This is a genomic window from Variovorax sp. Soil_C_12, from assembly GCF_057657375.1.
Genome location: NZ_JBDGIO010000003.1, coordinates 590895 through 606607, shown reverse-complemented (window position 1 = coordinate 606607; position 15713 = coordinate 590895). Strand labels below are relative to the sequence as shown.

Annotated in this window: 14 protein-coding genes, 2 tRNA genes and 1 pseudogene; 8 read left to right on the top strand and 9 right to left on the bottom strand. The window is 67.3% G+C overall.

Translation table 11 applies throughout. From position 1 onward, the window contains the following. The first annotated feature begins 6 nt into the window (after positions 1-6). The 4 genes from AC3A6X_RS11675 to AC3A6X_RS11660 are packed head-to-tail and all read left to right on the top strand — an operon-like array spanning position 7 to position 3458. The gene (locus tag AC3A6X_RS11675; protein WP_106555205.1) at positions 7-501 is read left to right on the top strand and encodes an Lrp/AsnC family transcriptional regulator; all 495 of its coding nucleotides are present in this window, start codon (positions 7-9) and stop codon (positions 499-501) included. 19 nt (positions 502-520) lie between these two features. After that, positions 521-904, top strand: a complete 384-nt coding sequence (locus tag AC3A6X_RS11670; protein ID WP_487842311.1) for a (2Fe-2S)-binding protein — start codon at positions 521-523, stop codon at positions 902-904. Beyond that, positions 901-2301, top strand: a complete 1401-nt coding sequence (locus AC3A6X_RS11665) for an FAD/NAD(P)-dependent oxidoreductase (RefSeq protein ID WP_487842310.1) — start codon at positions 901-903, stop codon at positions 2299-2301. The genes AC3A6X_RS11670 and AC3A6X_RS11665 overlap by 4 nt, the downstream gene beginning before the upstream one ends. Continuing rightward, positions 2301-3458, top strand: coding sequence for an NAD(P)/FAD-dependent oxidoreductase (locus tag AC3A6X_RS11660; RefSeq protein WP_487842309.1), 1158 nt, complete (start codon positions 2301-2303; stop codon positions 3456-3458). The genes AC3A6X_RS11665 and AC3A6X_RS11660 overlap by 1 nt, the downstream gene beginning before the upstream one ends. 42 nt (positions 3459-3500) lie before the next feature. Here the strand turns inward: AC3A6X_RS11660 and AC3A6X_RS11655 are convergent. The 4 genes and pseudogenes from AC3A6X_RS11655 to AC3A6X_RS11640 form a co-directional block, all read right to left on the bottom strand. Then, positions 3501-3593 (bottom strand): annotated as a pseudogene (locus AC3A6X_RS11655) (cupin domain-containing protein); the annotation flags it as partial. Positions 3594-3642: 49 nt separating this feature from the next. After that, the gene (locus AC3A6X_RS11650) at positions 3643-4821 is read right to left on the bottom strand and encodes an amidohydrolase (RefSeq protein ID WP_487842308.1); all 1179 of its coding nucleotides are present in this window, start codon (positions 4819-4821) and stop codon (positions 3643-3645) included. After that, on the bottom strand, positions 4818-5516 hold the full coding sequence (locus AC3A6X_RS11645) for an HAD-IA family hydrolase (protein WP_487842307.1): 699 nt from the start codon (positions 5514-5516) through the stop codon (positions 4818-4820). The genes AC3A6X_RS11650 and AC3A6X_RS11645 overlap by 4 nt, the downstream gene beginning before the upstream one ends. 382 nt (positions 5517-5898) lie before the next feature. After that, positions 5899-6588: a GntR family transcriptional regulator gene (locus AC3A6X_RS11640; RefSeq protein WP_487842306.1), complete on the bottom strand. Its 690-nt coding sequence runs from the start codon at positions 6586-6588 to the stop codon at positions 5899-5901. A gap of 126 nt (positions 6589-6714) precedes the next feature. Between AC3A6X_RS11640 and araD the strand changes: the two genes are divergently transcribed. From araD to AC3A6X_RS11625, 3 genes are read left to right on the top strand one after another with little or no spacing between them, the layout of a single operon-like run. Then, complete coding sequence (araD, locus tag AC3A6X_RS11635; protein WP_487842305.1) at positions 6715-8442, top strand: L-arabinonate dehydratase; 1728 nt, start codon at positions 6715-6717, stop codon at positions 8440-8442. Positions 8443-8483: 41 nt separating this feature from the next. Further along, positions 8484-9194 (top strand): ribonuclease activity regulator RraA, encoded by a 711-nt coding sequence (locus tag AC3A6X_RS11630; RefSeq protein ID WP_487842304.1) that lies wholly within the window; start codon positions 8484-8486, stop codon positions 9192-9194. A gap of 34 nt (positions 9195-9228) precedes the next feature. Next, entirely contained in the window at positions 9229-10209 is a 981-nt protein-coding gene (locus tag AC3A6X_RS11625) for a Bug family tripartite tricarboxylate transporter substrate binding protein (RefSeq protein WP_487842303.1), read from the top strand. A gap of 83 nt (positions 10210-10292) precedes the next feature. Here AC3A6X_RS11625 and AC3A6X_RS11620 read toward each other — a convergent pair. Beyond that, positions 10293-10368, bottom strand: a tRNA-Lys gene (locus tag AC3A6X_RS11620). Between the two features lie 64 nt (positions 10369-10432). Then, positions 10433-11614: a beta-ketothiolase BktB gene (bktB, locus tag AC3A6X_RS11615; protein ID WP_487842302.1), complete on the bottom strand. Its 1182-nt coding sequence runs from the start codon at positions 11612-11614 to the stop codon at positions 10433-10435. A gap of 103 nt (positions 11615-11717) precedes the next feature. On the opposite strand from bktB, the gene AC3A6X_RS11610 reads away from it, so the two are divergent. Further along, positions 11718-12425, top strand: a complete 708-nt coding sequence (locus AC3A6X_RS11610; RefSeq protein ID WP_487842301.1) for an SDR family NAD(P)-dependent oxidoreductase — start codon at positions 11718-11720, stop codon at positions 12423-12425. Positions 12426-12480: 55 nt separating this feature from the next. Here the strand turns inward: AC3A6X_RS11610 and AC3A6X_RS11605 are convergent. From AC3A6X_RS11605 to AC3A6X_RS11595, 3 genes are all read right to left on the bottom strand, one after another. Then, positions 12481-12556 (bottom strand) — tRNA-Ala (locus AC3A6X_RS11605). A 52-nt stretch (positions 12557-12608) separates the two neighbouring features. Continuing rightward, a complete protein-coding gene (locus tag AC3A6X_RS11600; RefSeq protein ID WP_487842300.1) occupies positions 12609-13586 on the bottom strand; it encodes a GMP reductase in 978 nt (325 codons plus the stop codon). A gap of 226 nt (positions 13587-13812) precedes the next feature. Further along, a complete protein-coding gene (locus tag AC3A6X_RS11595) occupies positions 13813-15654 on the bottom strand; it encodes a serine/threonine-protein kinase (RefSeq protein ID WP_487842299.1) in 1842 nt (613 codons plus the stop codon). Positions 15655-15713: the final 59 nt, after the last annotated feature.

Below are 15713 nucleotides of genomic sequence, written 5' to 3'. Positions count from 1 at the left end.
CTACACATGTCAGAAGCATTCAAGATCGACCGGCTCGACCTGCGCATCCTCGCCCAGCTGCAGAAGAACGGCCGCATGACCAACGTGGACCTGGCGGATGCGGTGGGCTTGTCGCCCAGCCCCTGCCTGATCCGCGTGAAGCGGCTGGAGCAGGCTGGCTACATCGCCGGCTATGGCGCGCACCTGCGGCTGGAGAAGCTGGGCGACACGCTGACCGTGTTCACCGAGGTCACGCTGCAAGACCACCATCGCGAGGACTTCGTGCGCTTCGAGACGGCGATCCGCGACGTCGACGAAGTGCTCGAATGCCATCTGGTGAGCGGCGGCTACGACTACCTGCTGCGCTTCCTGACGCGCGGCGTCAACCACTACCAGGAAGTGATCGAGGAACTGCTCGAACGCAACATCGGCATCGCGAAGTACTTCAGCTACATCGTGATCAAGTCGCCCTTCATCAAGACGCACTGTCCGATCGAACGGCTGTTTCCCAACCAGCGCTGACCGGCGCTTTCGCAACTCCATGCCCGAGACCCCGCCTCGCTCCCCAGCGCGCGCCCGCTTCGTGCGGCTGGCCGAAACCGACAGACCCGCGCTGGCGCTGCAGATCGATGGCCAGGCGGCCGTCGCGCTGGCGGGCGACACGCTGCTCGTGGCACTGCTGAGCCACGGGCGGCGCGTGCGCGACAGCGAATTCGGCGACGGCACGCGTGCCGGCTTCTGCCTGATGGGCGCCTGCCAGGACTGCTGGGTGTGGACGCCGGGCGGCGAGCGGCTGCGTGCCTGCTCGACGGTGGTCGAAGCGGGCATGTCGGTGCTGACGCGACCGCCCGCCGGCCATCCCTGGCCGGTGACGCCGGATCTGCAGCAGTCCCTGGCGCGGCATGCTTCGGAGGCGACGACATGAGTGACGCATCCGCTTCCGTGCCGCGCATCGTGGTCGTCGGTGCCGGGCCCGCAGGCGTGCGCGCGGCGCAGGCGCTGGTGCAGGCCGGGCTGCGGCCCGTCGTGATCGACGAAGGCCGGCGCGACGGCGGCCAGATCTACCGCCGCCAGCCCGAAGGCTTCAAGCGCCCCTATGCCAAGCTCTACGGCAGCGAGGCCGCGAAGGCGCAGGCGTTGCACCGCGACTTCGATGCGCTGCGTTCGCAGGTCGAGTACCGCGGCGACACGCTGGCCTGGAACCTGAGCGAAGGCGCGCTGCACGTGGTGCGCGCCGGCGAGCCGCAGACCGTGCCCTTCGATGCCTTGCTGGTGTGCTCCGGCGCCACCGATCGCCTGATGCCCGTGCCCGGCTGGCAACGCGCCGGCTGCTACAGCCTGGGAGCCGCGCAGATCGCGCTGAAGGCGCAGGCCTGCGCCATCGGTGCTCGCGTCGTCTTTCTCGGCAGCGGGCCGTTGCTGTACCTGGTCGCGTCGCAGTACGTGCAGGCCGGCGCCGAGGTGGCGGCGGTGCTTGACACGTCGCCAAGCGCCAAGTCCTGGAGCGCCGTGAAGGGCTTGCTGGCGCGGCCGCAGCTGGCCTGGCGCGGGCTCGGCCTGATCCGCGGATTGCGCCGCGCGGGCGTCACGGTGTTGCAGGGCGTGGTGCCGCTCGCCATCGATGGCAGCGATCCGATCGGCGTGCAGTCGGTCGCGGTGCGTGACGCCGCGGGCCGCGAGCAGCGCTTCGACTGCGATGCGGTCGGCCTCGGCTGGCACCTGCGGGCCGAGACGCAGCTGGCCGATCTCGCGCGCTGCGAGTTCGACTTCGAGCCCCTGAGCCGGCAGTGGCTGCCGCGCATCGATGCCGACGGCCGCAGCAGCACGCGCGGGGTGTACCTTGCCGGCGACGGCGCGCGCATCCTCGGGGCCGATGGCGCCGAAGCCGCCGGCCGGCTGGCGGCGCTGGCGGCGCTGGCCGACCTGGGCCATGCGCCGGGCCGGGCGCTGTACGAGGCCGAGTGCGCCGCGCTGCGCCGCACGCTGGCGCAGATGGATCGCTTCCGCGCGGGCCTGGCGCGCGCTTTCCCCTGGCCGCACGCGCAGGCCGCCGCGCTGCCCGACGGCGCGGTGGTCTGCCGCTGCGAGGCCGTCACCGCCGGCGAGCTGCGCCGCTGCGTCAGCGAGCTGGACAGCCGTGAAGTCAACCGCGCCAAGGCTTTCAGCCGGGTCGGCATGGGGCGCTGCCAGGGCCGCTTCTGCGGCCACGCATCGGCCGAGATCGTGGCGCAGGCCTGCGGCATTCCCGTCGAGCAGGTCGGGCGGCTGCGCACCCAGGCACCGGTCAAGCCGCTGATGATGAGCACGCGCGAGGTGAGCTGATGAGCGATTCGACGCATGACACCGACGTGCTGGTGCTGGGCGGCGGCCTGGTGGGCACCAGCGCTGCCTTCTTTTTACGCCGGGAGCACGGCCTCTCGGTCACGCTGCTGGAGCGCGAGCTGGTGGGCCGGCAGGCCAGCGGCACGAATTTCGGCAATGTGCGTCGGCAGGGCCGTGCGCTGTTTCAGATGCCGCTGGCCAACCGCGCGCGCGCCGTGTGGGGCCGGGTGAAGGAACTGCTGGGCGAGGACCTGGAGTTCGTGCCCTATGGCCATCTGCGCGTCTGCTACACCGAGAAGCAGGCGGCGGTGCTGGAGCAGCATGCGAGGGACGTGAAGCCGCTGGGCCTGGACCTCGAGCTCTTCAGCGCCGAGCAGCTGCGCCGGCGCTGGGGCATCTTCGCGCCCGAGGTGGTGAGCGGCTCGCTGTCGCCCAACGACGGGCACGCCAATCCGCGGCTCGCGGGCCCGGCCTTTGCGCGCGCGGCGCGGCGGGCCGGGGCGAACATCGTCGAGCATGCCGAGGTGATGCGGGTCGAGCGCGAGGGTGCGGGCTTCGTTGCGCACACCGCGGATGGCCGGCGCTTTCGTGCGCCGCAGCTGCTGGTGGCTTGCGGTGCCTGGTCGAACCGCATGGCCGAGCAGTTCGGCGAAGCGGTGCCCATGGATGCGCGCGGGCCGCAGATGGGTGTGACGGAGCCGCTGCCCTATGCGATCGGGCCGTCGATCGGCGTGTCGTCGCCGGTCGAGCACGAGGGCTTGTACTTCCGGCAGATCGCGCGCGGCAACATCGTCTTCGGCGGCGGGCTCAAGGGGCCGGCGCACACGGATCGCATCCGCGCCTACGTCAAGCCGGACAACGTGCTGCGCCAGCTGCGCGAGCTGCGGCGCCTGGTGCCGGCCTTCGAGCAGGTGCAGCTGATTCGCGTGTGGAGCGGCATCGAGGGCTATACCTCGGACTGGCAGCCGGTGATGGGGCCGAGTGTGCGTGTGCCGGGGTTGCACTATGCCTTCGGCTTCAATGGCGAGGGCTTTGCGATCGGCCCGGGGGTCGGCGAGACCATGGCCGAGCTGATCGCGACAGGGCAGACTTCGACGCCGATCGAGAGTTTTGCCATTGGGCGGTTTGCGGCCGAGCTGGCGAAGCAAGCGGCCTGAGGTCTTGCTCCCTCCCCCGGAAGGGGAGGGAGCAAGAGAGAGTTACATCGCCATCACGACGAAGACCTTGCGCAGCGTCTCCTGCACATGCCACTCGCCGGTGGTGTGCGCCGGGAAGAACAAGGTGTCGCCCGCTACGGTGATGCTCATGATTCGGTGTGGAACTGAAGATGAAAAGGGCTGATCAAGCGAGCGCGCGCTCGGCGACTTCGCACAGCCAGCGCACGCCCAGCGGCAGCGCGTCGTCGTTGAAGTCGTAGCAGGGGTGGTGCAGTGCGCGCTCTCCGTCCGGCCCCGGGTCGGCGCGGCCCTGGCCCAGCCACAGGTAGGCGCCCGGGCGGCGCTGCAGCATGAAGGCGAAGTCTTCCGAGGTGAAGGCCGCGCGCGGCGCGATGTCGGCCTGCAGGCCGACGGCTCGGGCCGCGGCGAGGGCGAGCGCCGCTTCTTCGGGCGTGTTGAGGGTGGCGGGGTAGTAGCGCACGTAGCGCACCTCGGCCTGCACGCCGTTCGCCAGCGCCACGCCGTCGACCGTGGCGCGCAGCGCGGCCTCGATGCGGTCCTGCGAGGCGAGGTCGAAGCTGCGCACGGTGCCCGTGATCGAGACCTCCGCCGGCAGCACGTTGTGACTGTGCCCGCCTTCGATGCGCGTGACCGAGAGCACCGCCGATTCGCCCGGATCGATGCGCCGCGAGACGATGGTGTGCAGCTGCGCGACGAGCTGGCTTGCCCCGAGGATGGCGTCGGGCGTGTGATGCGGCTGCGCCGCGTGGCCGCCGCGTCCGCGCAGCACGATGTCGAAGCGGTCGGCAGCGGCCATGATCGGCCCGGCCCGCGTCTGCGCCCGGCCCAGCGGCAGGTCGGGCCAGTTGTGCAGCGCGTAGACGCTGTCGCAGGGGAAGCGCTCGAACAGGCCGTCCTCGATCATGGCCCGCGCGCCGCCCTTGCCTTCCTCGGCCGGCTGGAAGATGAAGTGCACCGTGCCGTCGAAGCGCTGGGTGCGTGCCAGCTGGCGCGCGGCGCCGATCAGCATGCTGGTGTGGCCGTCGTGCCCGCAGCCGTGGTGAACCCCCTGCGTGCGGCTGGCATGGGCGGTGCGCCCCAGCTCGACCATCGGCAGCGCGTCCATGTCGGCGCGCAGGCCCACGCTTCGCGAACCGCTGCCGCAGCGCAGCGTACCCACCACGCCGGTGCCGCCCAGGCCTTCATGCACCTCGAGACCGAGCAGGCGCAGCGCCTGTGCCGCCACGCCGGCCGTGCGCCGTTCCTCGAAGGCGAGCTCCGGATGCGCGTGCAGGTCGCGGCGCAGGGCGACCAGATCGGGCAGCAGGTCGGCGACCGGCGCGGCGATCGCGTCCAGGCTCAACGCCCGGCCTCGACGGCGTCGGCCAGCGCGGCCAGCGTGTGGAAGTGGTAGTCGGGCACGGTGTGCTTGGATTCGAGCGTGCCGCCGGAGCCCTTCTGCCCATGGCGCCGCTCGATCCAGCAGGTGGCGATACCCAACTGTTTGGACACGCCGATGTCGTGGTACTGGCTTTGCGCCACGTGCAGGTTGTCAGCCTGCTTGTAGCCCCAGGCGCCCTCGAAGCGGCCGCGGGCGTAGGCGAAGTAGCGCGCATCCGGCTTCTCGCACAGCGCGTCGTCGCAGCTCAGCAGCATGTCGAAGGGCGAGCCCAGGGTCTTGTCGAAGTGGGCGAGCGCCCAGTGCTGCGCATTGGTCATGGTCACCAGCTTGAAGTGCTTGCCGAGGCGCTTCAGGGCTTCCACCGAATCGGGGAAGGCCGGCCACTGCGCCACGGAATCCCGCAGGCCGCGCGCGATCGCGTCGTTGTCTGGCAGGCCCAGTCCGGGCGCGATGGCGTGCCAGCAGCGCTCCAGGTCGTCGGGGTACCAGCCGGCCGTGCCGTCGGCGCGGGCTCGCCGGTAGGCAGCGAGGAAATCGTCGTCAGTCACGCGGGCATCGGGCGCCGCGCTGCGCAGGTAGGCGAGCATGCCGCCCTCGAAATCGATCAGCGTGCCGACGACGTCGAAGGTGAGGACCTTGAAATCTTTGAGGGACATGGGAAAGCTCCAGGGATGACGGCAGTGCCGGTTGCACAAAAGCATAGGTGCCGCTTCCTGCATGCCCGAACCGAACTGGGTCCGCGTTGCGGCACAGGATTTCGTTGTCCGCCTCTTGCCGGCATGTTCTTCTGTGGCTCCCTCGTCGTTCAAATGTGGCAGTCGATGCCTGCTCGGGAGCCGTACTCCTCCCAGCCCATGATGGTCGTGGTCAGATGAATCAGCGTGTGCTGGCGCACACCTGCGGGCTCATCGTGTTGGGAATCGCCGCCGAAGATGTAAATGGACTGACGTCTTCGTCACTTACGCAATGTGCAGTCAAAGCGCGAGGAGGGTTCTCGGCTTGCTGCGCTGCAGCTTCGTCCGGCACGCCTGAGCTCGCTCAGGCCGTGACGTAGTCGGGGTACTGCCTGCAGATCTCGTCCACCGCGCTGAGCGTGCCCGACAGGTGCTTGCGCAGCGCGGCCTGGGCGGCGGCCGGGTCCTTCGCCTCGATGCCGCGCACGATGGCGCGGTGGTCGCGCAGGATCGCTTCGGTCTTGCCCGCCGTCGGCAGGTGCAGGCGGCGCAAGCGGTCGACGTGGCCGGAGACGCGGCCGACCATCTCCCACAGGGTGGGTACGCCGCCGGCTTCGTACATCAGGCGATGGAAGGCGCGGTCTGCGCCCACGAAGTCGCCGTAGCGCTGGGCCGCCGACAGTGCGGCCTGCTGGGCGATGGTGGCCTTCATCTGCTCGACCAGGCCGGCCGGCGCCTCGAGCGCAAGCTGATGCACCAGCTCCAGCTCGATCGAGCGGCGCAGGAAATGCGCCTGGCGCGCCGCCGCGATGTCGATGCGGCTGACCAGCGTGGCGTGCTGCGGGAACACGTCCACCAGGCCTTCCTCGCTCAGGCGCAGCAGCGCCTCGCGCACCGGCGTCTGGCTCACGCCGAAATGGTCGGCCAGCTCCTGGCGCGCCAGCACGGTGCCGGGGACCAGGTCCAGCGAGAGGATTGCGTCGCGCAGCTTTTCCAGCACCTGGGGCGCGGCCAGGCGGGTGCGGTCGAGTCGGATCTTCGGCAGGGCACTCATCGGGGGTGGATTCTGGCATTGACGTACTAATATATTAGTGTTTTAATCCGCCGCAAACGCACCTGGACCAGCCGCGCCGCACGCCGTTCCCAGCCGCCGCGGCCCATGACCCCCGAGACAGCCCCGATGAAACGCCCCTACGAATCCCTGCGCAGCGCCCGGTGGTTTGCGCCCGACGACTTCCGCTCCTTCGGCCACCGCTCGCGCGTGCTGCAGATGGGCTACAGCTATGACGACTGGATGGGCAAGCCGGTGATCGCCATCGTCAACACCTGGAGCGACGCCAACCAGTGCCACGCGCACTTCAAGCACCGCGTGGAGGACGTCAAGCGCGGCATCCTGCAGGTGGGCGGCTTTCCGCTGGAGCTGCCGGCCATCTCGCTGTCGGAAAGCATGGTCAAGCCCACGACCATGCTCTACCGCAACTTCCTCGCGATGGAAACGGAAGAGCTGCTGCGCAGCCACCCGGTAGACGGCGCGGTGCTGATGGGCGGCTGCGACAAGACCACGCCCGGCCTCACGATGGGCGCGCTCAGCATGGGCATCCCCTTCATCTACCTGCCGGCCGGCCCCATGCTGCGCGGCAACTGGAAGGGCAGGGTGCTGGGTTCGGGCTCCGATGCTTTCAAGTACTGGGACGAGCGCCGCGCCGGGCGTCTGAGCGAGCAGGCCTGGTCCGAGATGGAGGCCGGCATCGCGCGCAGCCACGGCACCTGCATGACCATGGGCACGGCTGCCACCATGATGGGCATCGCCGAGGCGGTGGGCCTGAGCTTGCCGGGCGCCTCCAGCATTCCTGCGGCGGACGCCAACCACATCCGCATGAGCGCCGAGTGCGGCCGCCGCATCGTCGAGATGGTGTGGGAAGACCTCACGCCCGCGAAGCTGCTCACGCGCGCCAACTTCGAGAACGGCATCGCCTGCGCGATGGCCATGGGTTGCAGCACCAACGCCATCGTTCACCTGATCGCGATGTCGCGGCGCGCGGGCCACCCGGTGAGCCTGGACGACTTCGACGACTTCAGCCGCCGCGTGCCCGTCATCGCCAACATCCGGCCCAGCGGCGATGCCTACCTGATGGAGGACTTCTTCTACGCCGGCGGCCTGCCCGCGCTGCTGGAGCGCATCCGGGGCCATCTCCAGACCGAGGCGCGCACCGTCAACGGCCGCACGCTCGGCGAGAACATCGCAGGGGCCGAGGTCTACAACGACGACGTCATCCGGCCGCTCGCCAACCCCATCTACGCCGAAGGGGCCCTGGCCGTGCTGCGCGGCAACCTGGCGCCCGACGGCGTGGTGATCAAGCCCAGCGCCTGCGCCCCGCACCTGCTGCAGCACACCGGCCGCGCGCTGGTGTTCGACGACTACCCGGCGCTCAAGAAGGCGGTGGATGACCCGGACCTGGACGTGACGGGCGAGGACATCCTGGTGCTGCGCAACGCCGGCCCGCGCGGCGCCGGCATGCCGGAGTGGGGCATGCTGCCCATCCCGACCAAGCTGCTGAAGCAGGGCGTGAAGGACATGCTGCGCCTGTCCGACGCACGCATGAGCGGCACCAGCTACGGCGGCTGCCTGCTGCACTGCTCGCCCGAATCGGCGATCGGCGGTCCGCTGGCGCTGGTGAAGACCGGCGACCGCATCAGCGTGGACGTGCCTGGGCGGCGCATCCACCTCGAGGTCAGCGACGAGGAGCTCGCCCAACGCAAGGCCGCATGGACGCCGCCGCCGCCACGCTACGAGCGCGGCTACGGCTGGATGTTCGGCCGCCACATCAAGCAGGCCAACGAGGGCTGCGACTTCGACTTTCTGGAAACGACCTTCGGCAAGCCGGTGCCCGAGCCCGACATCTTCTGACCCGCATTCCAACCCTTTTTCTTAGAGAACGGAGACGACCCGTGAATTCCGCCACCCGCGAGCAGCTCATGAAGGTGAGCACCGCCACCTTGTGCACGGCCCTGTTCAAGCGCGGCCTGCGCAACCAGTTCATCCAGGACGTGCGGCCGCTCAACCCCGGCCTGCCCAACATGGTGGGCGAGGCCTTCACGCTGCGCTACATGCCGGCGCGCGAGGACCTGAATCCCATCAACGTCTTCCTCGACCGCAACCATCCACAGCGCCAGGCGGTGGAGCAGTGCCCGGAAGGCGCCGTGCTGGTGATCGACAGCCGCAAGGATGCGCGCGCCGCATCGGCCGGCGGCATCCTGGTCACGCGGCTGATGAAGCGCGGCGCCGCCGGCGTGGTGACCGACGGCGGCTTCCGCGACAGCCCCGACATCGCCAAGCTGGGATTTGCCGCGTACCACAGCCGCCCCAGCGCGCCGACCAATCTCACGCTGCACCAGGCCATCGACATCAACGTGCCCATCGGCTGCGGCGACGCGCCGGTGTTTCCCGGCGATGTGATCGTGGGCGATGCCGAGGGCGTGATCGTCATTCCCGCTCACATCGCCGATGAGATCGCCGCCGAAGCGACCGAGATGACCGCCTTCGAGGACTTCGTGCAGGAAAAGGTGCTCGAAGGCCGCTCCATTCTGGGCCTGTACCCGCCCACCGACGAACAGAGCCGCACCGACTTCGCGGCCTGGCGCGAGGCCCACGGCCGCTGAGGCCTTTCTTTCCGACGATCCGAGGAGACAAACCATGCGTTTCACCCGCCGCGCCGCAGCGCTGCTTCTGGCTGCGCTCGCCCCTGTGGCCGCCTGGGCCCAGGCCCCCGAATGGCCGGCCGCCAAGCCCATCGTCTACGTGGTGCCCTTCACGGCAGGAGGCTCCACCGACATCGTGGGGCGCACGCTCGCCCAGAAGCTGGGCGAAAGCCTCAAGCAGTCGGTGGTGGTCGACAACAAGCCCGGCCAGGCCGGCGGCATCGGCGCCGCCTACGTGGCCAAGGCGGCACCCGACGGCTACACGCTCTTCGGCGGCACCATCAGCACGCACGCCATCAACGCCAGCCTCTACAAGAAGCTGCCCTACGACCCGATGAAGGACTTCGAGCCGGTCTCGCTGGTTGCGCGCCTGCCCAACGTGTTGATCGTCAACAGCCAGTTGGGCGTGAACTCGGTCGCCGAACTGGTGGCCCTGCTGAAGAAGGACGAGAGCAAGCGCACCTTTGCCTCTTCCGGTGCCGGCACGTCCACCCACCTGGCCGGCGAGATGTTCGCGGACCTGATCGGCGTGAAGCTCACGCACGTACCGTACAAGGGCACGCCGCCCGCCATGACCGACGTGGCCGCGGGGCTGGTGCCCTTCATGTTCGACCAGGTGACGGCGGCGCTGCCGCTGGTCAAGAGCGGCAAGCTCAAGCTGCTGGCCGTGACGACGAGCAAGCGCATCGCGCTGGTGCCGGAACTGCCGACCATGATCGAATCGGGCATTCCCGGCTTCGAGATGTCGTCGTGGCAGGCGGTGTATGCGCCCAAGGGCACACCCAAGCCGATCGTGCAGCGGCTCAACGCCGAGATCGTCAAGGCGCTCAAGCAGCCCGACGTGCAGGCCAAGCTCTCGGACCAGCTGGCGATGGAGATCGTGGGCAGCACGCCGGAAGAACTTCGCGACCACATGGCCAAGGAGATCCCGCGTTGGGCCGAACTGGTGAAGAAGTCCGGCGCGACGGCGGAGTGAGGGCGCCCGCCCCAAGACCGCCCCCAAAGAAAAAAGCCCGCTATCTTTGGATAGCGGGCTTTTCAGCGTTGGCGCGGTAATTTTGGTGGGCCCTGAGTGACTCGAACACTCGACCTACGGATTAAGAGTCCGCTGCTCTACCAACTGAGCTAAGAGCCCCTGATCGACATTGCTGTCATTCAGGCAATCCAAAGATTATAGCCAGAATGTTCGCGCCCTCCGCTCAGCTGCGCTCAAAAATGCAGGCGATGCCCTGGCCGCCGCCGATGCACATGGTCACCAGCGCGTAGCGGCCCTGGATGCGCTCCAGCTCGTACAGCGCCTTGACGGTGATCAGCGCGCCGGTGGCACCGATCGGGTGGCCGAGCGAAATGCCGGAGCCGTTGGGGTTCACCTTTGCGGGGTCCAGGCCGAGGTCTTGCGTCACCGCGCAGGCCTGCGCGGCGAAGGCCTCGTTGGCCTCGACCACGTCCATGTCAGACGCCTTGAGGCCCGCCTTCTCCAGCGCCTTGCGCGAGGCCGGCACCGGCCCGATGCCCATGTAGTTCGGGTCCACGCCGGCGAAGGCGTAGGCCACGATGCGCGCCATCGGCTTGAGGCCGCGGCGCGCCGCTTCTTCCTTCTCCATCAGCACCACGGCCGCAGCCGCGTCGTTGATGCCCGAGGCGTTGCCCGCGGTCACCGTGCCGTTCTCCTTCAGGAACGCCGGCTTGAGCTTGGTCATGTCCTCGATCTTGGCGTCGTAGCGCACATGCTCGTCGGTGTCGAACTGCGTCGGGCCCTTGCGGCTCTGCAGCGGCACCGGAACGATCTGGCTCTTGAAGTAGCCGCTCTCGATTGCCTTCTGCGCGCGCTGGTGGCTGGTCAGCGCGGTCTGGTCCTGCGTCTCGCGGCTGATGTTCCACTTCTTGGCGACGTTCTCGGCCGTCACGCCCATGTGGATGTTCTCGAAGGGGTCGTGCAGTGCGCCGATCATCATGTCCACCAGCTTGGTGTCGCCCATGCGCACGCCCCAGCGGGCGGTGAGCGAGGACAGCGGGGCGCGGCTCATGTTCTCGGCGCCGCCGCCGACGGCCACCTTCGCGTCGCCGAGCTGGATGCTCTGCGCCGCGCTCACGATCGCCTGCAGGCCCGAGCCGCAGAGGCGGTTGACGGTGAGGGCCGGGGTCTCCTGGGCGCAGCCGCCCTCGATGGCGGCCACACGGGCCATGTACATGTCGCGCGGCTCGGTGTTGACCACGTGGCCGAAGACCACGTGGCCCACGTCCTTGCCGTCGACCTTGGCGCGTGCCAGCGCCTCCTGGGTTACCAGCGCGGCGAGTTTCGTGGGCGGGACGTCCTTGAGCGCTCCGCCGAAGGTACCGATCGCGGTGCGAACGCCGCTGACAACAACCACTTCTTTCATGACAAGTCTCCGGTGCAGGGGAAGGGAAGGGGAAAGGGGCAATGATGCACGTTTCCTGCGCGACGGCGGCGTTACGATGCCTGCCCGAACTAGGAGCCGCGAAATGATCGACCCCAACACCCCTCGCCACGTCGTGGTGACCGGCGCCGCCGGCGCGCTGGGCCGCGCCGTCGTGCAGCACTTCCTGGACCAGGGCGCCCGCATCGCCCTGCTCGACCACCGGATGGAGCACATCGTCAATGTCTTCCCGGGACTGGACAACTCGCAACACTTGTTGCTCGAGGCTGACGTGACGTCGGTGGAGCGCATGGGGGAAGTCGCAGGCCGAATCCTGGCAGCCTTTAAGCACGTGGATGCGCTGGTGCATATTGCAGGCGGCTTCGAGATGGGCGAAGAGGTGCACGCGCTGAGCCGCGCCGCCTGGGATCGCATGATGAACCTGAACGCCTGGTCCTTCGTCGCGGTCTCGCAGGCGCTAGTGCCCTCGATGATCGAGCGCAAGGCCGGCAGCGTGGTCGCCGTCACCGCCAAGGGCGCGGCGCGGGGCGCCGCCGCCATGGCGGCCTACATCGCGTCCAAGAGCGCGCTGCAGCGGCTGGTCGAGGCCTCGGCCGCCGAGCTGGCCCCGTATGGGATCACGGTGAACAGCATCGCCCCGAGCACGCTGGACACGCCCGCCAACCGCCAGGCCATGCCCGATGCCAAGCCCGAGAGCTGGGTGTCGACCGCGGTGGCGGCCCAGACCATCGGCTTCCTGGCCTCGCCCGCGGCCGCCGCGCTGCATGGCCAGCACCTGACGCTGGACGCCTGAAAAAGGCCTGGAAACAAAAAGGCCCCGGCGGATGCCGAGGCCTCATGAGAAGAGTTGGTGGAGAGGATGAGGATCGAACTCACGACCTCCGCATTGCGAACGCGGCGCTCTCCCAGCTGAGCTACCCCCCCAACGCAGGGCGAATTCTAACCAGAATCGAGAGGCCCCAGCGCGATCGGCGTCTTACATCAGCAGGTGCTCGCCCGCGTTGTCGCCGCCCAGCGTGACGTAGTTGACCTTGCGGATGTCCATGAGCTTGCGCCCGCCCGCGTAGCTGATGGAGCTCTGGATGTCCTGCTCCATCTCGACCAGCGTGTCGGCCAGCTTGCCCTTGATCGGCTCGAGGATGCGCGTGCCCTCCACGTGCTTGTACTCGCCCTTGTTGAAGTCGCTGGCCGAGCCGTAGTACTCCTTGAAGAGCGCGCCGTCGACCTCCACCGTCCTACCCGGTGATTCTTCGTGGCCGGCGAACAGCGAGCCGATCATCACCATCGAGGCGCCGAAGCGGATGCTCTTGGCGATGTCGCCGTGGTCGCGGATGCCGCCGTCGGCAATGATGGGCTTGGTCGCCACCCGCCCGCACCACTTGAGGGCCGACAGCTGCCAGCCGCCCGTGCCGAAACCGGTCTTGAGCTTGGTGATGCAGACCTTGCCCGGGCCGATGCCGACCTTGGTCGCGTCGGCGCCCCAGTTCTCGAGGTCGATCACCGCCTCGGGCGTGCCGACGTTGCCCGCGATCACGAAGGCCTTGGGCAGGTGCTTCTTGAGGTAGGCGATCATGTTCTTCACGGTGTCGGCATGGCCGTGCGCGATGTCGATCGTGATGTACTCGGGCGCCAGGCCCTCGGCGACCAGGCGGTCCACCGTCTCGTAGTCAGGCTTCTTGACGCCCAGCGAGATGGAGGCGAAGACGCCCTTGGCGTGCATGTCCTTCACGAACTGCACGTTGTCGAGGTCGAAGCGGTGCATCACGTAGAAGTAGCCGTTCTGGGCCAGCCAGGTGCAGATGGTCTCGTCGACCACCGTTTTCATGTTGGCCGGCACCGTCGGGATGCGGAAGCTGCGGCCGCCGAGCGTGACGCTGGCGTCGCACTCGGAACGGCTCTCCACCACGCATTTGCGCGGCAGCAAGAGGATGTTGTCGTAGTCGAAGATCTGCATGGAACCAAGCTCCTGGAAGGGTCGTTGAAGAACGAATGAGCGCTTGGTCTGGCCGGTTCTCGGGTGCGCCCCGCAAAGGAAGCGCGCGCAAAAAACCGGGCGCAAGAAGCTTGGGCCCGGTGCGCGATTCTAGTAGTGCGGCGGCGCGTGTGCAGACCGGCATGCAAATACCGGCCATGCAAGGGGCCGAATAAACGGCTCGCTGCGCCGCTCGCCCGCGGTTTCCTCAGCCCCCAATCAGTTGATTGGCAGGAGGTTCGAGGATCAGCTGGCGTGCACCTTGTACGATCGCCTCTTCGTCTTTGTTACGCGGGCTGGCGTAGGGCGCGATCAAATGGTGATTGAGGATGGCCTGCGCCGATGGCCGCTTTGCGGGGTCCGGATCGAGCATCCGAATGATGAGCTGATGCAGTTCGTTCGTTGAGTCCAAGCGGAGTTGTGTGAATCGATGGAGCGGATCATTCTTCCCGGCGAACTCGTTGATGAGGTCGACGGCCTCGAACATAAAGTCCTTGTAGGGGAAGGGCCGAAGGAGCCGAGGGTTGACCGGCTTGCCATCTGCAAGTCGGGGCCGAGGCGTATTCAGCTCATACAGGATCACACCCAGTGACCAGACGTCGGCCTTGTAGGTAATCAATCCCTCTTCCTTGAAGTTGTTGACCAGTTCCGGAGCGCTGAAGTCGGGTGAGTCGACCGGGCTCTCCATGGTCTCCGCGAGCGCTTCGCGCGAGGTGCCAAAGTCGCCCAGCACAAGCAGGCCGTCTTTGCCGACAAAGAAGTTTTCGGACTTCAGGTCGAGATGCATGACGCTATTGGCATGGGCCTGCGCCACGCCTTTGGCCATGTCCGCGAATATAGTCATGAGGGCATGCGACGCGTCTTGATGGGAGATTTGACCCTTCTGAAGCCCCGTCTGGATGAGTTGTTGGACCTTCCAGGCATCACCGTTCGGCGCATGTTCGAGGACCAGCATGGTGCCGGCGTCAGGGCGCTGCACGGTGCCCAGGAGACCGACGATGTGATTGTGCTCGCCTGTCTGCGCCTGGGCGTGCGTCTGTGCTTCCGCCAGGACTGCCGCCTGCGCTTTCTCGTCGTCAGACTTCAACTCCTTGACGACCACTGTCTCGGTGCCGCACCGGTAGAGATACGCTGAACCGAATGCTCCCTCGCCCAGTGGGGCTGGATCGCGCACGAAGAGCTTGTTGCCGGGGCCGCGCAATTTTGTCGGCTTGATCCACTTGAACTGCCCCAACGGTTGTTGGGCGGCTGGACGCGCGATACCGCAGCCCCGCATCACCAGGCTCACGAGGTGGTCGACGTGATGTCTGTATTCCAGATCGCCCAGCGCATGTTTCGGCGAGGCGTTGGCCCAATTCTTGGCGAATGCGATGGCCGCCTGGTAGTCAAGTGGCTCTGTGCCGGCAAGGCCTATATTGAGAGCGGCCGCTCCTTGGATGAAGCTCACGAAATCGTTGAGGGATTTTTGGGTGAACGGCGGGGTCACATTTTTCGACCGCAGTGCGTTGATGAAAAGCTGAGCCTTCCGCGTGTTCAACTGGGCGGCCGCAGTCAGGACGTTTGTGTTGAATTGCAGCAATTGCCTTGGCTTCGGCATTGCCGCGCAGGCCTTCTCCGCGTCGGAGATTCTGTCAAACAGCAACTGAAGATCCCGCGCGAGAACAGAGTCCGAGTGCTGGATCTGTTCCTCCACCTTTGCAAATTGAACTTGCGCGTCATCTTTGGCCACAACGGGCGGACACTTCTCGACTTGCTTTTTGAGGCCCAGCAAGGCAGCTTCCGTTGCAAGCTTGCGGATTTCCAGATTACCGACCCATTTGTCCCACCTGTGGGCCCACCCGGACTTCGCGCGTTGTTTGGCATAGATGACCGTGCCCTTGACTTTGAATCCGATGCGTGCATCGTTCTTTCCCTCCAATTTCAGGGGTCGAAGGGTGCGAGCATCGGGCGCCGACAGAGTCGGCGTTTTAGTCTTCTCCCCCGAAGCGTTCACTCGCTCTACTATTGTTGCTTTGAAAAAAGGTACCTTGGACTTGGCAGCTGATTGCATGGTGGATGGAGTTGAAGGCGCAGGGAAAGCTGAGTAACGATCTGCCGGAAACAATTTGC

Bases quoted from the DNA above. Each gene is read 5' to 3' on its own strand.
- AC3A6X_RS11660 (WP_487842309.1), top strand. From the start codon at position 2,301: ATGAGCGATTCGACGCATGACACCGACGTGCTGGTGCTGGGCGGCGGC.
- AC3A6X_RS11625 (WP_487842303.1), top strand. From the start codon at position 9,229: ATGCGTTTCACCCGCCGCGCCGCAGCGCTGCTTCTGGCTGCGCTCGCC.
- araD (WP_487842305.1), top strand. From the start codon at position 6,715: ATGAAACGCCCCTACGAATCCCTGCGCAGCGCCCGGTGGTTTGCGCCC.
- AC3A6X_RS11640 (WP_487842306.1), bottom strand. From the start codon at position 6,588: ATGAGTGCCCTGCCGAAGATCCGACTCGACCGCACCCGCCTGGCCGCG.
- AC3A6X_RS11670 (WP_487842311.1), top strand. From the start codon at position 521: ATGCCCGAGACCCCGCCTCGCTCCCCAGCGCGCGCCCGCTTCGTGCGG.
- AC3A6X_RS11665 (WP_487842310.1), top strand. From the start codon at position 901: ATGAGTGACGCATCCGCTTCCGTGCCGCGCATCGTGGTCGTCGGTGCC.
- bktB (WP_487842302.1), bottom strand. From the start codon at position 11,614: ATGAAAGAAGTGGTTGTTGTCAGCGGCGTTCGCACCGCGATCGGTACC.
- AC3A6X_RS11600 (WP_487842300.1), bottom strand. From the start codon at position 13,586: ATGCAGATCTTCGACTACGACAACATCCTCTTGCTGCCGCGCAAATGC.
- AC3A6X_RS11675 (WP_106555205.1), top strand. From the start codon at position 7: ATGTCAGAAGCATTCAAGATCGACCGGCTCGACCTGCGCATCCTCGCC.
- AC3A6X_RS11595 (WP_487842299.1), bottom strand. From the start codon at position 15,654: ATGCAATCAGCTGCCAAGTCCAAGGTACCTTTTTTCAAAGCAACAATA.
- AC3A6X_RS11645 (WP_487842307.1), bottom strand. From the start codon at position 5,516: ATGTCCCTCAAAGATTTCAAGGTCCTCACCTTCGACGTCGTCGGCACG.
- AC3A6X_RS11610 (WP_487842301.1), top strand. From the start codon at position 11,718: ATGATCGACCCCAACACCCCTCGCCACGTCGTGGTGACCGGCGCCGCC.